This is a genomic window from Candidatus Karelsulcia muelleri, assembly GCF_002243425.1.
GTDB lineage: Bacteria > Bacteroidota > Bacteroidia > Flavobacteriales > Blattabacteriaceae > Karelsulcia > Karelsulcia muelleri_E.
The window spans coordinates 15,919-33,459 of the sequence record NZ_CP021172.1; the positions used below are offsets into that span (position 1 = coordinate 15,919).

The window sequence follows — 17,541 nt, forward strand, 5'->3', positions numbered from 1 at the left end:
AATATTAATTTCAATTAAAAATGATTATTGATAAATTTTTATTAAAAAAAATAGAAGTTTTAAAAAAAAGATTTTCTGAACTATCGTTTTTAATTAGAAAACCTGAAATGAGACATGATAAATCTGTTAAACTTTCTAAGGAATATAAAATTATTTATAAAATAATTAACTATTATAATAGTTATAAAGAAAAAAAAAAATATTTAAAAGAAATAGAATCTTTAATTAAATTAGATTCCGAATTATTAGAATTTGCAATTTTTGAAACAAAAAAAAATCTATTAGAATTAGAATTTCTTCTAAATAAGATAGAATATCTCTTAAAGAAGAATAATAATACGAATCATAATAATGTTCTTATGGAATTAAGGGCAGGAACAGGAGGAGATGAAGCATGTATTTTTGTAGAAAATATATTTCGAATGTATACTATGTATTTTAAAGAATTATGTTGGAAATATGAAATCTTAAATATGCAGCAAGGTACAATAAAAGGTTATAAAGAAATAATTATAGAAATACAAGGAAAAAATGTATATGGAACATTAAAATTCGAATCAGGTGTACATAGGGTACAAAGAGTTCCCTATACTGAATCACAAGGTAGATTACATACATCTGCAATAACAGTAGCAATTCTTCCAGAAGAAGATTATAACAATAATATTAATATAGTTTTATCAGATCTAAAAAGAGAGACTTTTAGAGCTAGTGGAGCAGGAGGTCAACATGTTAATAAAACAGAATCTGCAATACGTTTAACTCATATCCCTACTGGTATAATAGCAGAATGTCAAGAAGAACGTTCACAACATAAGAATTATGAAAAAGCAATAAAAGTTTTACGTGCTAGAATTTATCAATCAGAATTGAAAATAAAAAATGAAAAACTTTCTAAAGAGAGAAAATCTCTTATATCTACAGGTGATAGGTCTGCAAAAATAAGAACATATAATTATCCCCAATGTAGAGTAACAGATCATCGTATTAATAAATCAATTTATTATTTAGATAAATTCATGAATGGAAAAATAAATGAAATGATAACAGCTCTTAAAATTCTTGAAAAAGAAAATAATTATGTTACATAAATTTATAGGTTTTCTCTTCTTTTTAAGAATATCTGGTGTTTTTATTATTCCATATTGGATAATACAATTATTTAATAAATTATTTAAAAATATATGAAAAAAATAGCTATAATAAATGGCCCAAATTTAAACCTTTTAGGTAAAAGAGAACCAGAAATATATGGTAAAACCAAATTTGAAGAATTTATTTTTAAATTTAAAAAAAAAATAAATAATCTTGCTAAGATTTTTTTTTATCAAAGTAATCATGAAGGTGAAATTATTGATATATTACATAATATAGGTTTTGAATACCATGGCATTATAATTAATCCAGGTGCATATACTCATACTTCTATAGCTATAGCAGATGCTATAAAATCTATATCCACTCCTGTAATTGAAGTTCATATTACAAATATTTTTTCTAGAGAAAAAATTAGAAATAAATCATTTATTACAGAAGTCTGCAAAGGCAGTATATTTGGATTTGGATTAAATTCTTATAAATTAGGAATTTTTAGTTTTATTAAAAAATTATAAATTTTCATATATTTTTTTATATAAAATAGATATATTATGACCTCCGAACCCAAATGTATTAGATATGCTAATTAAAACATTTTTTTTTTGTGCTTTATTTAAAGTTAAATTAACTTTAATATCTATTCTATAATCAGAATTATTATGGTTAATAGTAGGTGGAATTATATTATAATTCATAGTTAAAATAGATGCTATTGATTCTATAACACCTGACGCTCCAAGTAAATGACCTGTCATAGATTTAGTAGAACTAATATTAATATTATATATTTTTTCTCCAAAAACTTTTTTTATAGCTTTAATTTCAGTAATATCTCCTCTTATAGTAGAAGTCCCATGTGTATTAATATAATCTATTTTAGATTTACTAATTTTAGCACTTTTTATTGCTAAATTCATAGCTTGAATTATTCCCAATCCATTTGGATCTGGTGATGTTATATGGTATGCATCTGAAGACATCCCAACCCCACCTATTTCAGCATAGATTTTAGTTCCTCTAGAGACTGCATGATTATATTCTTCAAGAATAAGACATCCAGATCCTTCTCCTAAAACAAATCCATCTCTATCTCTTTCAAATGGCCTAGAAGCAGTTTTATAATTAAAATTTTTTGTAGATAAAGCATTTAATGCATTAAAACCACCGATTACAGTTTGTGTTATAGCTGCCTCTGATCCTCCAGTAATTATAATATCTGCTTTATCTAAACATATTAAATAATATGCATCAATTATAGCATTAGCTGATGAAGCACAAGAAGAAACTGTGGAATAATTAGGACCCAATATTCCATATTTAATAGATATTAAGCCTCCAATAGTATCTATTAAAATTTTAGGTATAAAAAAAGTATTAAAACGTGTTTTATTAATTACATAATTAAATACTTCATTTTCAAAATTTGATATTCCTCCAAGTCCAGATCCCCAAACAACTCCAATTCTATCTTTTTTTTCTTTTTTTAAAATTAATCCACTATCAAATATAGCTTCTTCACATGCTATTAATCCATATTGAGCACAAGGATTTAATTTTTTTTTTTCTTTTATAGAAAAAAAATTATCAGGATCATAATTTTTAATTTGACATGCAAATTTTGTTTTAAAATACTCAGTATTAAAATAACTAATAGGAGTAGATCCACTTATTCCATTTATTAATGAATACCAATATTCTTTAATATTATTTCCAATAGGAGTAATTGCCCCCATTCCAGTTATAACAACTTTTTTATTCAAATTAATATGATTTTTTATAATCGAGATATTTTTTTATATATTTATTTGCATCATCGACAGTAATTAATTTTTCAGCTATATCATCAGATATAATGATATCAAATTCTTTTTCAAATTCCATAATTAGTTCTATTGAATCTAATGAATCAGCCCCCAAATCATTTATAAAACTAGCTTCAGGAATAACTTTTTTTTCATCTACCCCTAATTTTTCGATTATAATAGATTTGATTTTTGATAAAATTTCATTCATAAATTATATTTTTAATAAAAACTATATTATTATATTTAATATATTTTTTTGAAAATTTAAAAAACCATAATTAATTTTTAATTTTATAATTGTTGTATTATCATTATATGATATATTTATCTCATTATTATGATATATTTTCTTTTTAATAAAAAAACTACTATAAATTTTAATTATTCCAGATGATATCATTGATATAATTGAACAATGATTATTTAAAATTTCAAATTGACCTTTTTCAGAAGGTAAAAAAACGGCGTATCCTTCTATATCAAAGAGAGTTTTTTCTTTTTTTAAAATTAATATTTTCATTATATATTTTCTTTTGAAGAATCAATTACTTCACTTATTGTTCCTTTTAAGTTAAAATGAACTTCTGCTATATTATCAAGTTTACCATCTAAAATAAGATTAAATCCTTCTATTGTATCTTTTATATTTACTAATTTTCCAGTAATTCCTGTAAATTGTTCAGCAACATTAAATGGTTGAGATAAAAATCTTTGTACACGTCTAGCTCTATGAACAATAATTTTATCTTCTTCAGATAATTCTTCTATTCCTAATATAGCGATTATATCTTGCAATTCTTGATAACGCTGAAGGATTTGTTTTACACGTTGTGCACATAAATAATGATCATTACCTATAAATTCTATAGATAAAATACGTGATGTAGAAGATAATGGATCTACAGCTGGATATATACCTAAAGATGATATTTTTCTTGATAAAACAGTTGTAGCATCTAAATGAGAAAAAGTAGTTGCTGGGGCTGGATCACTCAAATCATCTGCAGGAATATAAACTGCTTGTATAGATGTTATAGATCCATTTTTAGTAGATGTTATTCGTTCTTGCATAGTTCCCATTTCAGATGCTAAAGTAGGTTGATAACCTACTGCTGAAGGCATTCTACCTAATAATGCAGATAACTCAGATCCTGCTTGAGTAAAACGAAATATATTATCTATAAAAAATAGAACATCTCTTCCTTTTCCAGAAATAAAACTATCTCTATAATATTCAGCTAATGTTAATCCAGATAATACTACTCTTGCTCTTGCACCAGGTGGCTCATTCATTTGGCCAAATACAAATGTTGCTTTAGAATTTTTTAATTTGTTTTTATCAACTTTAGAGATATCCCATTTTCCATTTTTCATATCTTCTAAAAAAGAATCACCATATTTTATAATTCCAGAAGAAATCATTTCTCTTAAGAGATCATTTCCTTCCCTAGTTCTTTCTCCTACACCTGCAAAAACAGATAATCCTCCATATCCTTTAGCAATATTATTAATTAACTCTTGTATTAAGACAGTTTTTCCAACACCAGCACCACCAAATAAACCTATTTTTCCACCTTTTATATAAGGTTCTACTAAATCAATTACCTTTATACCTGTATATAATATATCAATATTTGTTGATAAATCTTCAAATTTTGGGGGATTTCTATGAATTGAAATTCTTTTAGAATTATTTAAGTCACCTAAACCATCTATAGTATTTCCTACAACATTAAATACTCTTCCATTTATTTCTTCCCCTATTGGCATACTAATAGGAGTTCCTAGAGAAAAAACATCTTGTCCTCTTTTTAATCCATCAGTTAGATCCATGGATATACAACGGACCGTACATTCTCCAATATGCTGTTGGACCTCAAGTAAAATTTTATTTCCTTTAGGATTAAAAACTTCTAAAGAATCATATATCATAGGTAATGATGAAACATTTTCAAATAAAACATCAATTACTGGACCTATAATCTGTATAATTTGACCTTTAACTTTGTTAATCATTTTTTTAAACATTTATTAATATTATAAAAAAAAATATATATGTTTTTTAATAAAAAATTATGTCAATATTTTTTACATGATAAAAATATTGCTAAAAAAATAGTAAATAGTATTTCTTTTAAAGAATCAAAAACTATTGTAGAAATTGGTCCAGGTCTGGGAATATTAACACAATATTTATTATTAAATAATAAAAATCTATTTCTTCTAGAAATAGATAAAAAATATGTTGAATATCTTAAAATTAAATATCCTATTATAAAAAATAATATTTTTAATAAAAATTTTTTAATTTGGACTCCAAAGGATTTTTTTTTAGATTCTTTTACATTAATTGGAAATTTTCCATATAAGATATCATCACAAATATTGTTTAATATAATTAAATATCGTGAATATATACCAGAATGTATAGGAATGTTTCAAAAAGAAGTTGCTGATCGTATCACTTCCAAACATATGAATAAATCATATGGAAAATTATCTGTAATAATGCAAGCCTTCTATAAAATAGAATACTTATTTACAGTTAATAATACTGTTTTTATACCCAAACCTATGGTAAAATCAGCAGTTGTAAGAATGTTAAAAAGAAAAGATAATCTTCTTATTAAAGAAGATATTTTTCTTAAAATAGTTAAAACAGCTTTTCTTTATAGAAGAAAAAAATTATATAATTCATTAAAAAAATTATCGTTATCTTCTGAGTTTTATAAAAATCCTCTTTTGAAAAAAAGAGTTGAACAATTATCTGTAAATGATTTTATTTTACTTACAAAATATGCTAGCTTTTAAAAAATTTTGTTTTTTAAAAACAAAATTGTATATTTATAATTGCGGGGTGGAGCAGTTGGTAGCTCGTCGGGCTCATAACCCGAAGGTTCACAGGTTCGAATCCTGTACCCGCTACTTGTAGAGGGGTTAAAGCTCCTCAAGCTGGATTCGAACCAGCGACACCCTGATTAACAGTCAGGTGCTCTAACCAAACTGAGCTACTGAGGAATTTGATTTGTTATATTACAAATATAATTTAGATTTTTTTAAAAGTATTTCATTTATTTTTAATGAAAAATCTAAAAAAACTATTTTAACAATAGCATGATTTTCAATATCGAAAATCGCTTTATTTATTTACATGCTTATTTTTTATAGATTTTTTATGTTTATATATAAACAAAAATTAGACCACTTAAATCTATTATAAGTAATAGGTATATGTATATCTTTTATAACATTGTAAATAAAAGCTTTTATAAAAATTTCTAATAAAAATCTTAAAAATTGTTTTTGTTTTTCTTTACTCCAAAAATTTATTTCTGATCCAGGAAACAAAATTAGATTCTAAATCTTGTATATTATTTGATAATTTGAAAGCTCCTTCTGATTTATAAGCTCTTAATTTTGATTTAAAAATCTCAGTATTATCTTTTTTTATATAATTAAAAGAATATTTATTAAACAACTATTTTAGTAACATAGATATAAAAACATATTAATAACATGTATACAAATAAATAGATATTATTGTTAATGTAATTTTTAAAAAATAACATAACTAGTTGGAAAACTAGTTGTATTATTAAATACACTAAAATTAATTTTTTTATCATATATTTTTTTATTTTAAACTTACTGTTTTATTAAATATAATTGTTTTTTTATTACTTGTTTTATCTAAACAAAAATATCCAATACGTTGAAATTGAAATTTATCTTTAATAGTAGCTGTCTTTAACGAAGGTTCTGCATATGCCATTTTAGTTTTTAAAGAATCATGATTGAGAAAATCAATAAATTTTTTAGATTTTTCAGGAATTTTTTCTATAAAGATTTTATCAAATATATTTATTTTAATTTTTAAAGCATGAATTTTAGATACCCAATGTAATGTAGATTTTATTTTTCTTTTACTTGATAAACCAGTTTTAGATAAACTATTTTTATCATAAGTACAATATACACTTTTAATGCTACCATCTAGATTACGAGATATATTATTAGCTTTTAATATATAAGCATTTTTTAAACGTACTTCTTTCCCTAAAGATAATCTGAAAAAATTTGTTTTATTTTTTTCCATAAAATCTTCACTCTCTATATAGAGAAATTTTGAAAAAGGTATTTTTCTATAAGTTTTTTTTCTGTCTTCAGGATTATTTTCAGCATTTAACCATTCTACTTTAAAAGTAGGATAATTTTCAATTATTATTAATAATGGATTTATTACAACCATTACTCTAGATGAAATTTTATTTAAATGTTTTCGAATACTAAATTCTAGAATAGATATATCGATATGATTATATCGTTTGGATATTCCAATTTTTTTAATAAAATATTTAATTGATTCTGGAGTATAACCTCTTCTTCTAAGTCCTGATAGGGTAGGCATTCTTTGATCATCCCATCCAGTTACAAGATTTTGTTTTACTAAAATTTGTAACTTTCTTTTACTTAAAACATTATAATTTAGATTTAATCTAGAAAATTCATATTGTCTAGGTGTTAGACTATTTTTTTTCTTTATATTATAAATATACCAATTATATAATTGTTTATGATTTTCAAACTCAAAAGAACATAAAGAATGTGATATATTTTCTATATAATCTGATTGCCCATGTGTCCAATCATAAGTAGGATAAATACACCATTTATTTTTTGTTCTATAATGTAATTTTTTTTTTATAATACGATACATTATAGGATCTCTAAGATTCATGTTTGGTGATTTCATATCTATTTTAGCACGTAAAACACAATCACCGTCATCAAAATATCCATTTTTCATTTTTTTAAATAAAAAAATATTTTCTTTTATAGATCTATTCCTATAGGGACTCTCTATACCATCTTCATAAGGATTTTTTCTTTGTTCTTGTATTTTATATTGTTTTTGATCATCTACATAAGCTTTTCCTTTTTCTATAATTACTTTAGCTAAGTCATAAAGTTTATAAAAATAATTAGAAGCATAAGTTACTTTATTACATTTAAAACCTAACCAAAAAATATCTTTTTTTATATAATTAATAAATTTTTTTTCTTCTTCTATTGGATTAGTATCATCAAATCTTAATATTACTGAAGCTTTATATTTTTCTGCTAATTTAAAATTTAAATAAATAGATTTAGCATGACCAATATGTAAATAACCATTAGGTTCTGGAGGAAATCTAAAAATTAATTTTTTTTTAGGAAATCCTGACTCTAAATCTTTTTCTATAATTTTATCGAAAATATCTTTTATTTTCATAATATTTATTTTTTTATTAAAAAAAGAATTAAAATCCTTATATCTGAAGGAGATACTCCACTTATTCTAGATGCTTCTCCTATAGAATTTGGTTTATAATTTAATAATTTTTCCCTAGCTTCTATTGATATTGATTTTACTTGATTATAATCAAAATCATTTGGTATACGTATAGATTCTAATCTATACATTTTTTTTACATTTTCTTCTTCTTTTAGAAGATAGCCTTTATATTTAATATAAAGAGATATTTGTTCTAAAATTTTTTTATCTATATTATTTTTTTTTATAAAATTTTTTATTAAAGATAATTTAATTATATCATATATAGATATTTCTGGCCTAGATAATAAATCACATATTTTAATATTTTCTTTTAAAATTAAATGATTTGCTTTATTAATTTTAAAAAATAAAAAACATTGTTTTTTATTTTTATTTTTATTTTTTAGTTTTTTGATTCTATCATAACTAACTAATCCTAGATTAATCCCCATAGGGGTTAATCTTTCATCAGCATTATCTTGTCTTAATAATATTCTATATTCAGCTCTTGAAGTGAACATTCTATATGGTTCTTCTGTACCTTTATAAATTAAATCATCAATAAGTACACCTATATATGCTTCATTACGTTTAAGAATAAATGGATCTTTTTCATTAATTTTTAAATTAGCATTTATTCCTGCTATTAATCCTTGTGCTGCTGCTTCTTCATATCCTGTAGTTCCATTTATTTGGCCAGCAAAAAAAAGATTTTCAATTAATTTTGTTTCTAAATTATTTTTTAATTGTGTAGGAGGAAAATAATCATATTCTATAGCATATCCTGGCCTAACCATTTTTGCGTTTTCAAAACCAGGAATTGTTAATAATGCTTTATATTGAACTTCTTCTGGCATAGAAGTAGAAAATCCATTAATATAAACTTCTATAGTGTTGACCCCTTCTGGTTCTACAAAGATTTGATGATTTTCTTTATTAGAAAATCTATATACCTTTTCTTCAATAGAAGGACAATATCTAGGACCTACACATTTAATTTTTCCATTAAAAATAGGAGATCTATTAAATTCTTTACTTAATAATTTGTGAGTTTCTAAATTTGTATGTGTAATATAACATTTTTTTTGTTTTAAAATATTTAAATTACTTAAATAAGAAAAAGGTTCTATTGGAAAATCTCCTAATTGTTCAATCATTTTAGAAAAATCTAAAGAACGGCTATCTAATCTAGGAGAGGTTCCCGTTTTCATTCTTCCTGAGAAAAATCCAATTTTTTTTAATTTTTCTGTTAATCCTTTTACTGAATTTTCTGAAATTCTTCCTCCACTATTTTTTTTATCTCCTATATGAATAATACCATTTAAAAATGTTCCATTTGTAAGAATTACTGATTTACTTTTAATATAAATCCCAAGAATTGTTTTAACTCCAATGACTTTATAATTTTTTATAATTAAATCAACAACTGTAGATTGAAAAAAATCTAAATTTTTTTTTTTTTCTAAAGTTAAACGCCATTCTTTAGAAAATTTTAGTCTATCACATTGTGCTCTTGGACTCCACATTGCAGCCCCTTTAGATTTATTTAACATTCTAAATTGAATCATACTTTTATCGGTTATTATTCCAGAATAACCTCCTAATGCATCAATTTCTTTAATCATTTGCCCTTTTGCAATTCCTCCAATTGCTGGATTACATGACATTTGTCCTATATTATAGAAATTTGTTGTAATTAATAAAGTATTTGATCCTAGATTAGAAGCAGCTAAAGCTGCTTCTGATCCAGAATGTCCACCACCTACTACAATTACATCATATTGTTTAACAAACATATTTTTTTTTTAAAAAAAATAAATAAATATCTTCTTTTTTAGACATTATATATTTTTCAGTTTCTTTTTTATCTTTATATCCTATTAAATGTAATACAGCATGTATAATAACACGTTTTAATTCATCATAAAATGATTTTTTCAATTTTAAAGAATTATATTTAATTCTTTTTATGCTAATAAATATATCTCCATCTAGATTTTTATCTTCAGAATTATCAAAAGTTATAACATCTGTATAATAATTTTTATTAAGATATTTATTATTAATATTAATCAAATATTGATCATCACAAAAAATAAAATTTAGTTCTTTTATAAATTTATTTTCTTTACTTACAACAAAAAAAATCCATTTTGAAAAATAAAATTCATTATATAAATGAAATTTTGTTTCATAATAATAATTTATCATTAATCCATCTTGTTCCTACACCTATAGGTAATTTAGAAGATCTCACTTTTAGAGCAGTTCGTATTATAAAAATTTATTAAATTTTTTTAAAATAAAAAATAATATATTATCATATATATAATGAACATAACTGAACATAACATATAATAATATAGCTTTAATTGCTGATGCTGGTACACCTATTATATCTGATCCAGGTTTTTTATTAGTAAGACATTGCATAAAAAATAATATAACTTGTCTTCCAGTAGAAATCACCCAGCATTAATAGGTTTTTCGATAAATGAATTTCCATTTATTGGATTTTTACCGCATAAAAAAGGTAAAGAAAAAAAAATCAAAACAATAATTATTTATGAAAGTCCTATTTTAAATACTTTATATATAATAAAAAATTATATAGGAAATATAGAAAAACAAACTATTATAGGTATTCTGTTACAGAATATATATATCTAGAATGAATTTGTTATAATCTTACAAGGTAAGACTAGACAGAGGCACTGAGTGGATTTGAACCACTGTAAAAGGTTTTGCAGACCTCTGCCTTGCCACTCGGCCACAGTGCCTTTTTGTAAAATAAATGTATAATTGTAAAAAGTAATATATTTAATTATATATAATTAATTTTTTTTATATGAATAAAAAAGCTATTTTATTTTCTACCAGAAAAAGTTTACACATTTCAAAAGAAATAGCTCATTATTATGGTGATATTTTAGGTAAAATCAATTTTTTGGAGTTTAGTGATGGAGAATATGAACCATCTTTTGAACAATCTGTTAGAGGGGCTAGTGTATTTTTAATTGGATCTACTATGCCTCCAGCTGATAATCTTATGGAACTATTACTTATGTGCGATGCAGCAAAGCGTTCTTTTGCAAGAAATATTACATTGGTTATACCATATTTTGGGTGGGGGAGACAAGATAGAAAAGAAAAAAACAGAGTTCCTATTGGAGCAAAATTAGTATCTAATCTAATTACAGCTTCTGGAGCTACAAGAGTAATTACAATGGATTTGCATGCTGATCAAATACAAGGATTTTTTGAAATTCCTCTAGAAAATTTATATGCTTCTACTTTATTTATAGAGTATATCAAACAATTGAAATTAGATTGTTTAACAATTGCTTCTCCAGATCTGGGAGGAGTAAAACGTGCAAGAAGCTATGCTGGATATTTAAATGCTGATGTAGTAATATGTTATAAAGAAAGAAAAAAAGCTAATAATATAGATTTAATGAATCTTATTGGAAATGTAAAAAATAAAAATGTAATTATTGTAGATGATTTAGTAGATACAGCAGACACAATTTTAATAGCATCAAATCTTATGAAAGAACAAGGTGCTAAAAGTATTCGTGCAATTGCCACTCATCCAATATTGTCAGGGTATGCATATGAGAAAATAGAAAATTCTTCTCTACAAGAACTTGTAGTTACTAATACAATTAAATTAAATTATAAAAAATTTTCAAAAAAAATAACAATTTTAAATTGTGCTAAACTTTTAGCACAATTTATGCATAAAAACTCAAAAATATGAATTGTGTAAACCTTCAAGGAAAAAAAAAACATTTTTTAAAAAAGATAAATAATCGTGAATTAAGAAATTCTGGTTATATTCCTTGCATAGTATATGGTCTAAATAAAAATAGAAAATTTTATATTTTATTATCAATACTAAAAAAAGTTATTTATACTTTTAAAGTATATAAAGTTATTTTAGAAATAAAAAATGAATATAAAATTGAAGCTCTTCTAAAAGAAATACAATTTAACCCAATAAATGATGATGTCATACATGTAGATTTTTATGAATTAAAAAAAAAGAAATATATTATTATTTCAGTACCAATAATATCTGTAGGCCATTCTTTAGGAGTCTCTAAAGGAGGTGAATATCAAATTTTTATAAAAAAAATAAACTTAAAAGTCATTCCTGAATTTCTATTATATCAGATGGATCTAGATATTAGTAATTTAGATATAGGAGATAATTTATCTATAAAAAATATATATAATCCTAAGTATATTATACTTCATAATTGGAATGATGTAATAGCATCAGTAAAATCGTCTAAAACTTCTATAAAAGAAGGAGATTAAAAAGCAGATATAATAAAAATTATTATAGGAGCAAGAACATGTAATTTTTTATATTGAAGCAATATTCCCAATTCATAAAGAATCTTCTTTATTTTTTTTATAAATTTATTCCTGGTTATCCTTATATACCTCCAATTATTTCAAGTATTTCTTTTGTAATATTTTCTTTTCTTAATTTATTATAAATAAATAATAATTCATTATTTATTTTAATACCATTATCTTTTGCTTTATGCATAGCTATCATTCTTGATAAATGTTCTGAAGTTATTGATTCTAATATAGATTTATATATATTAATTTTTATTATTTCCGGAAATAAAGATTTTAATATTTCTTCTTCAGAAGGTTCAAAAATATAATTATTTTTATTATTTTCATTATTTTCATTATTTTCAATTTTAAATGGTAAAATTTGTTTAATTGAAATTAATTTGTTACAATTGTAACTATTATATATAATTTTTATATTACTAAAATAACCATTTAAAAATTTTTTATAAATATCATCTATTATAGTAGATAAATTAATATAATTTATCTTTTCAATTAAATCACTATTATATAAATAGATAGGATATTTTTTCTCTAAAAAATCCTTACCTATTTTTCCAATAGATAATATATATATTTGTTTTTTACATAAAAAAGATTCAATTAATTGATCTGTTTTTTTTAATAATAAATTATTAAAATATCCACAAAGTCCACGATTTGAGGTAATAACTATTAATAATATAGGTTTTTTCTGATTATAAGGATTATAAGGATTATAAGGATAATAAGGATAATTATTTATTAATCTAAATATTTCTTCTATTTTTTTTTTATAAATTTTACATTTATATATTTTATCTTGATATTTTTTTAATTTTACAGATGAAACCATTTTCATGGCATTTGTAATTTTTACAATAGAACTTACAGTCTTAACTCTACCTATTATTTCTTTTAAATTATACATTAATTTTATTTAAAAAATTTATTAATGATTTTTAATGCAACATTGTTTAATATTGAAAATATATTTTCATTTATTTCACCTTCTTCTAATAAATCTATAATAGATGAATATTTATCATTTAAATAATTTAAATATTTTTTTTCAAAAAATTTAACTTTATTAAGAGGTATTTCTTTAAGAAGATTATTTGTCCCAGCATATATTATTGCTATTTGATAACCTAATCTATAAGGAGAATTAATTGATTGTTTTAATATTTCTATATTTCTTTTTCCTTTTTCAATAATATTTTTTGTTGTAGAATCTAAATCAGAACCAAATTGAGAAAAAGATTCTAATTCTCTAAATTGTGCTTGATCTAATTTAAAAGTACCTGATATTTTTTTCATTGATTTAATTTGTGCTGAAGCACCTACTCTTGAGACTGATATTCCTTCATTTATAGCAGGACGGATTCCTGAATTAAAAAGATTTGTTTCTAAAAAAATTTGTCCATCTGTTATAGATATAACATTTGTAGGAATGTATGAGGATACATCACCAAATTGGGTTTCTATTATTGGTAAAGAAGTTAAAGAACCTCCCCCTAAAATTTTTTTTTCTATACTTTTTGGTACATCATTCATTTTATAAGCAATTTTATTATCACTTATTATTTTAGATGAACGTTCTAATAAACGAGAATGTAAGTAAAAAATATCACCTGGATATGCTTCTCTACCAGGTGGTCTACGTAATAATAAAGATATTTCTCTATATGCTACTGCTTGTTTAGATAAATCATCATATATAATTAAAGCTGAACGTCCAGTATCTCTAAAAAATTCGCCTATTGCAGTTCCAGAAAAAGGAGCAAACACTTGCATAGCTGCAGAATCTGAAGCATTTGCTGTTAATATAACTGTATACGATAGAGCATCATTTTCTTCTAATAATTTTACTATACTAGCTATAGTAGATGCTTTTTTACCAATTGATACATAAATACAATAAACGGGATTTCCCATATCATAAAATTTTTTTTGATTAATTATAGTATCTATAGCTAGAGTTGTTTTTCCAGTTTGTCTATCTCCTATTATTAATTCTCTTTGCCCTCTACCTATAGGTATCATAGAATCTATACATTTTATCCCAGTTTGGAGAGGTTCTATTACTGGTTCTCTATAAATTACCCCAGGAGCTTTTCTTTCTAATGGCATTAGAAATAAATTTCCAGATATAGGGCCTTTTCCGTCAATAGGAACACCTAAACTGTTTATAACACGACCTAACAGACATTCTCCTACATTTATAGACGATATCATCCCTGTTCTTATAACTTGATCACCTTCTTTTATTCCTTTCGATGACCCAATTAATATAATTCCTACATTTTCTTCTTCTAAATTAAGAACAATTCCTTTTACTCCATTTTCAAATTCAACTATTTCTCCATATATTGCATTAAATAATCCATAGACATTAGCTACTCCATCTCCTATATTAATTATTATTCCTGATTCAATTATTTCATTTTTATAATGAAAGTCTGAAATTTGTTTTTTTATTAAAGCTGAGATCTCAGCATATTTTAGATCCAACATAATTTTTTATTTTTTTTAAAAAATTATTAATTGTAAAATTACAATATTGATATTCTACTTTTATGAGTAAACCACCAATAAGATTATTATTATCTATATTATTATTATCTAGATTATTATTATCTATATTATTATTATCTAGATTATTATTATCTATATTATTATTAATAATATAAGTTTTATCTATTTTCTTTAAAAGAAAAATTATATTATATTTAATAATAGGTTTTTTAGATAAAAAAAAGAAATCTATTATAGATAATTTTTTTTTAAAAATTTTGAGATATTCTAAACAAATAGATATAAATAATAATTCTCTATTATCATTAATTAACAATTTAATTAATTTTAATAAAAAATTAGATATCATTAATCTTTTGAAAAAAATTATCTTTTCTTTTTTTTTAAAAAAATGTGTATTGAAAATAATTTTTTTGATATAATTCTTTCTTATAAGAAAAAAAATTTGTTCTATTTCATTTTTTAGAAAAATTTCTTTTTTAGAATTAAAAACTAAAAAAAAAAATCCTTTTGCATATCTTTTAAACTTCATAATTATTAATAATTTTATTTAAAAAATCATTATGATTTGTTTCATTAATTTCTAATTCTTTATTTAAAATTTTTTCTGAAATGATAATAGACATATTTAATATTTCATTTTTTATCTTTTCTATTGCTAGTTTTTTTTTCTTTTCAATTAATAATTTAGTTTTATTTATTATTAAATAACTTTCTAATTTTGCTTTTTTTTTAGCTTCTTTTTCTATTTGTTCTTTTTTTTTTAAAGCTTCATTTATAATGAAATTTTTAATTTTTTCTGTTTTTTTTAAAATATTTATTTTTTTAAGTTTTCTCTTTTTTAGAGATTCTTTTGCTTTTTCTGCATTATTGATTGAATCAATAATATATTTTTCACGTTTTTCTAACAATTTATTTATAGGATTCCATGCGAATTTGCTAAGAATAATAAATGATATTAAAAAGATTACTGATTGCCAAAATATTAAACCTAAAGAAGGCGTCATTAAATCCATAAATTGTTATTCTTTTTTTATTTTAATACTGCTAACAAAACAGTTACTATTCCAAATAAAGATGCTCCTTCTAAAAGAGCAGCAGATATAATCATAGCAGTTTGTATTTTATTTGAAGCTTCTGGTTGTCTAGCTATTGCCTCCAGAGCAGAACTACCAATTTTTCCAATTCCTAATCCGGCTCCCAATACTGCTATACCTGCCCCTATAGCTGATAATCCTACATATAAATGAATTTCCATTTTATTAATCTTTTATTGCTATACCTAAAAATAATGCTGATAAAGATGTAAATATAAATGCTTGTAAAAAACCTACCATTATTTCTAATAATAAAATAAAAATAGAAAAAGGTATAGATATAATTATTGAATAAATATTTTTAAATATAAAAATTAAAGAAATAAAACTAATTAAAATTATATGTCCTGCTGTAATATTTGCAAATAAACGTATACAAAGAGTAAACGGACGAATAAATATACCAAATATTTCTATTGGAATTAATAATAATTTGATTATTAATGGAACCTTTGGCATACAAAAAATATGTTTCCAATATTTTTTTTTAGCACTAAAAATTATTAGAAAAAATATTATCATTGATAATGATAAAGTAACGCTAATATTACCTGTAATATTAGGCCCTATAGGGAATATACCTATCAAATTATTGATTAATATAAAAAAAAATAGTGTTAAAAAAAAAGTAAAATACAATTTATATTTTTTTATACCCAAATTAGGAATAGCTATTTCATTTTTTATATAAAAAATAATATATTCTAATAATAGACCGGTTTTAGAATTATTTTTTTTTTCTTTATAAGAAAGAGATAATTTAATAAAAATTAAACATAAAATAAATATAGAGATAATTAATGTTAATACATTTTTTGTAATAGAAAAATCTAAAGGCATATTATTAAGAATATTACCATTATTATCTATTTTTAAGAAACCAAATTGATTTGTTTTATATATTTTATTATTTATTAATCTATAATAATTATTATTTATATTTACTAAATTATTTCCATGATCAAATTTTGATGACATAAATAATTTAAATCCTTTATCAAAAAGGATTATAGGTAATGAAATATAAACATTTTTTTTTAAATGCCATTCATGAGAATCATTAATATGACTTTTTATAAAAAAAGCTGTATTAAACGTAATATTTTTATTAGAATTTAATTTTTGAGAATGTAAACAGGTTAAATTACTAAACCAAAAAAAAAATATAAATAAAAAACTTATTTTTTTTTTATATAGCATTTTATAATAATTCTATTAATAATAAAAATATATATATGATCCCGAAAAAGATTTTAAATTGCTCCTTATCGTATAATATTTACTTATATCTGGGATTTGGGTTGGGTAGATATAGTGATATTTATCGTAA

The 17,541-nt window shown here is 22.6% G+C and carries 20 protein-coding genes and 3 tRNA genes; 6 read left to right on the forward strand and 17 right to left on the reverse strand.

Features of this window, described 5'->3' with window-relative positions; translation table 11 throughout:
- Nucleotides 1–20: 20 nt before the first annotated feature.
- Nucleotides 21–1,091 (forward strand): peptide chain release factor 1, encoded by a 1,071-nt coding sequence (prfA, locus tag CA211_RS00050; RefSeq protein WP_094248472.1) that lies wholly within the window; start codon nt 21–23, stop codon nt 1,089–1,091.
- A 93-nt stretch (nt 1,092–1,184) separates the two neighbouring features.
- Nucleotides 1,185–1,613 carry a type II 3-dehydroquinate dehydratase gene (aroQ, locus tag CA211_RS00055; protein WP_038471329.1) on the forward strand — a complete coding sequence of 143 codons (429 nt, stop codon included), beginning with the start codon at nt 1,185–1,187 and terminating at the stop codon, nt 1,611–1,613.
- Here aroQ and fabF read toward each other — a convergent pair.
- Genes fabF through atpD form a run of 4 tightly spaced genes read right to left on the reverse strand, consistent with a single transcriptional unit; the run spans nt 1,608 to nt 4,919 of the window.
- Nucleotides 1,608–2,831, reverse strand: coding sequence for a beta-ketoacyl-ACP synthase II (fabF, locus tag CA211_RS00060; RefSeq protein ID WP_394798002.1), 1,224 nt, complete (start codon nt 2,829–2,831; stop codon nt 1,608–1,610). The genes aroQ and fabF overlap by 6 nt on opposite strands.
- A gap of 28 nt (nt 2,832–2,859) precedes the next feature.
- Nucleotides 2,860–3,111, reverse strand: coding sequence for an acyl carrier protein (locus tag CA211_RS00065; protein WP_094248474.1), 252 nt, complete (start codon nt 3,109–3,111; stop codon nt 2,860–2,862).
- Nucleotides 3,112–3,132: 21 nt separating this feature from the next.
- On the reverse strand, nt 3,133–3,423 hold the full coding sequence (locus CA211_RS00070; protein WP_094248475.1) for an ATP synthase F1 subunit epsilon: 291 nt from the start codon (nt 3,421–3,423) through the stop codon (nt 3,133–3,135).
- Nucleotides 3,423–4,919, reverse strand: coding sequence for a F0F1 ATP synthase subunit beta (gene atpD, locus CA211_RS00075; RefSeq protein WP_094248642.1), 1,497 nt, complete (start codon nt 4,917–4,919; stop codon nt 3,423–3,425). The genes CA211_RS00070 and atpD overlap by 1 nt, the downstream gene beginning before the upstream one ends.
- A 39-nt stretch (nt 4,920–4,958) precedes the next feature.
- Between atpD and rsmA the strand changes: the two genes are divergently transcribed.
- Nucleotides 4,959–5,714 carry a 16S rRNA (adenine(1518)-N(6)/adenine(1519)-N(6))-dimethyltransferase RsmA gene (rsmA, locus tag CA211_RS00080; RefSeq protein WP_094248476.1) on the forward strand — a complete coding sequence of 252 codons (756 nt, stop codon included), beginning with the start codon at nt 4,959–4,961 and terminating at the stop codon, nt 5,712–5,714.
- Between the two features lie 40 nt (nt 5,715–5,754).
- Nucleotides 5,755–5,828 (forward strand) — tRNA-Met (locus CA211_RS00085).
- 18 nt (nt 5,829–5,846) lie between these two features.
- Here the strand turns inward: CA211_RS00085 and CA211_RS00090 are convergent.
- The 7 genes from CA211_RS00090 to CA211_RS00120 form a co-directional block, all read right to left on the reverse strand.
- Nucleotides 5,847–5,921 (reverse strand) — tRNA-Asn (locus CA211_RS00090).
- Nucleotides 5,922–6,216: 295 nt separating this feature from the next.
- Complete coding sequence (locus tag CA211_RS01205) at nt 6,217–6,381, reverse strand: hypothetical protein (protein ID WP_192940295.1); 165 nt, start codon at nt 6,379–6,381, stop codon at nt 6,217–6,219.
- 156 nt (nt 6,382–6,537) lie between these two features.
- Nucleotides 6,538–8,175, reverse strand: a complete 1,638-nt coding sequence (glnS, locus tag CA211_RS00100) for a glutamine--tRNA ligase (protein WP_094248478.1) — start codon at nt 8,173–8,175, stop codon at nt 6,538–6,540.
- Between the two features lie 5 nt (nt 8,176–8,180).
- Nucleotides 8,181–10,016, reverse strand: coding sequence for a tRNA uridine-5-carboxymethylaminomethyl(34) synthesis enzyme MnmG (gene mnmG, locus CA211_RS00105; protein WP_094248479.1), 1,836 nt, complete (start codon nt 10,014–10,016; stop codon nt 8,181–8,183).
- Nucleotides 10,006–10,431: an rRNA maturation RNase YbeY gene (gene ybeY / locus CA211_RS00110; RefSeq protein ID WP_094248480.1), complete on the reverse strand. Its 426-nt coding sequence runs from the start codon at nt 10,429–10,431 to the stop codon at nt 10,006–10,008. The genes mnmG and ybeY overlap by 11 nt, the downstream gene beginning before the upstream one ends.
- Before the next feature lie 63 nt (nt 10,432–10,494).
- The gene (locus CA211_RS01210) at nt 10,495–10,689 is read right to left on the reverse strand and encodes a hypothetical protein (RefSeq protein WP_192940296.1); all 195 of its coding nucleotides are present in this window, start codon (nt 10,687–10,689) and stop codon (nt 10,495–10,497) included.
- Between the two features lie 240 nt (nt 10,690–10,929).
- Nucleotides 10,930–11,000: transfer RNA gene (locus CA211_RS00120), tRNA-Cys, on the reverse strand.
- Between the two features lie 68 nt (nt 11,001–11,068).
- Here CA211_RS00120 and CA211_RS00125 point away from each other — a divergent pair.
- Nucleotides 11,069–11,980: a ribose-phosphate diphosphokinase gene (locus CA211_RS00125; RefSeq protein ID WP_094248481.1), complete on the forward strand. Its 912-nt coding sequence runs from the start codon at nt 11,069–11,071 to the stop codon at nt 11,978–11,980.
- Nucleotides 11,977–12,543, forward strand: coding sequence for a 50S ribosomal protein L25 (locus tag CA211_RS00130; protein WP_094248482.1), 567 nt, complete (start codon nt 11,977–11,979; stop codon nt 12,541–12,543). The genes CA211_RS00125 and CA211_RS00130 overlap by 4 nt, the downstream gene beginning before the upstream one ends.
- 121 nt (nt 12,544–12,664) lie before the next feature.
- Here CA211_RS00130 and atpG read toward each other — a convergent pair whose 3' ends face one another.
- Genes atpG through atpB form a run of 6 tightly spaced genes read right to left on the reverse strand, consistent with a single transcriptional unit; the run spans nt 12,665 to nt 17,411 of the window.
- The gene (gene atpG / locus CA211_RS00135) at nt 12,665–13,507 is read right to left on the reverse strand and encodes an ATP synthase F1 subunit gamma (protein WP_094248483.1); all 843 of its coding nucleotides are present in this window, start codon (nt 13,505–13,507) and stop codon (nt 12,665–12,667) included.
- Nucleotides 13,508–13,512: 5 nt separating this feature from the next.
- Nucleotides 13,513–15,093 (reverse strand): F0F1 ATP synthase subunit alpha, encoded by a 1,581-nt coding sequence (atpA, locus tag CA211_RS00140; protein ID WP_094248484.1) that lies wholly within the window; start codon nt 15,091–15,093, stop codon nt 13,513–13,515.
- Nucleotides 15,071–15,646 (reverse strand): F0F1 ATP synthase subunit delta, encoded by a 576-nt coding sequence (locus CA211_RS00145; protein ID WP_237985485.1) that lies wholly within the window; start codon nt 15,644–15,646, stop codon nt 15,071–15,073. Before CA211_RS00145 ends, atpA begins: the two co-directional genes overlap by 23 nt.
- Nucleotides 15,636–16,130, reverse strand: coding sequence for a F0F1 ATP synthase subunit B (gene atpF, locus CA211_RS00150; protein ID WP_237985486.1), 495 nt, complete (start codon nt 16,128–16,130; stop codon nt 15,636–15,638). Before atpF ends, CA211_RS00145 begins: the two co-directional genes overlap by 11 nt.
- Nucleotides 16,131–16,147: 17 nt before the next feature.
- Nucleotides 16,148–16,372 (reverse strand): ATP synthase F0 subunit C, encoded by a 225-nt coding sequence (gene atpE, locus CA211_RS00155; RefSeq protein ID WP_012221027.1) that lies wholly within the window; start codon nt 16,370–16,372, stop codon nt 16,148–16,150.
- A gap of 4 nt (nt 16,373–16,376) precedes the next feature.
- Complete coding sequence (gene atpB / locus CA211_RS00160) at nt 16,377–17,411, reverse strand: F0F1 ATP synthase subunit A (RefSeq protein ID WP_094248486.1); 1,035 nt, start codon at nt 17,409–17,411, stop codon at nt 16,377–16,379.
- Nucleotides 17,412–17,541 lie beyond the last annotated feature (130 nt).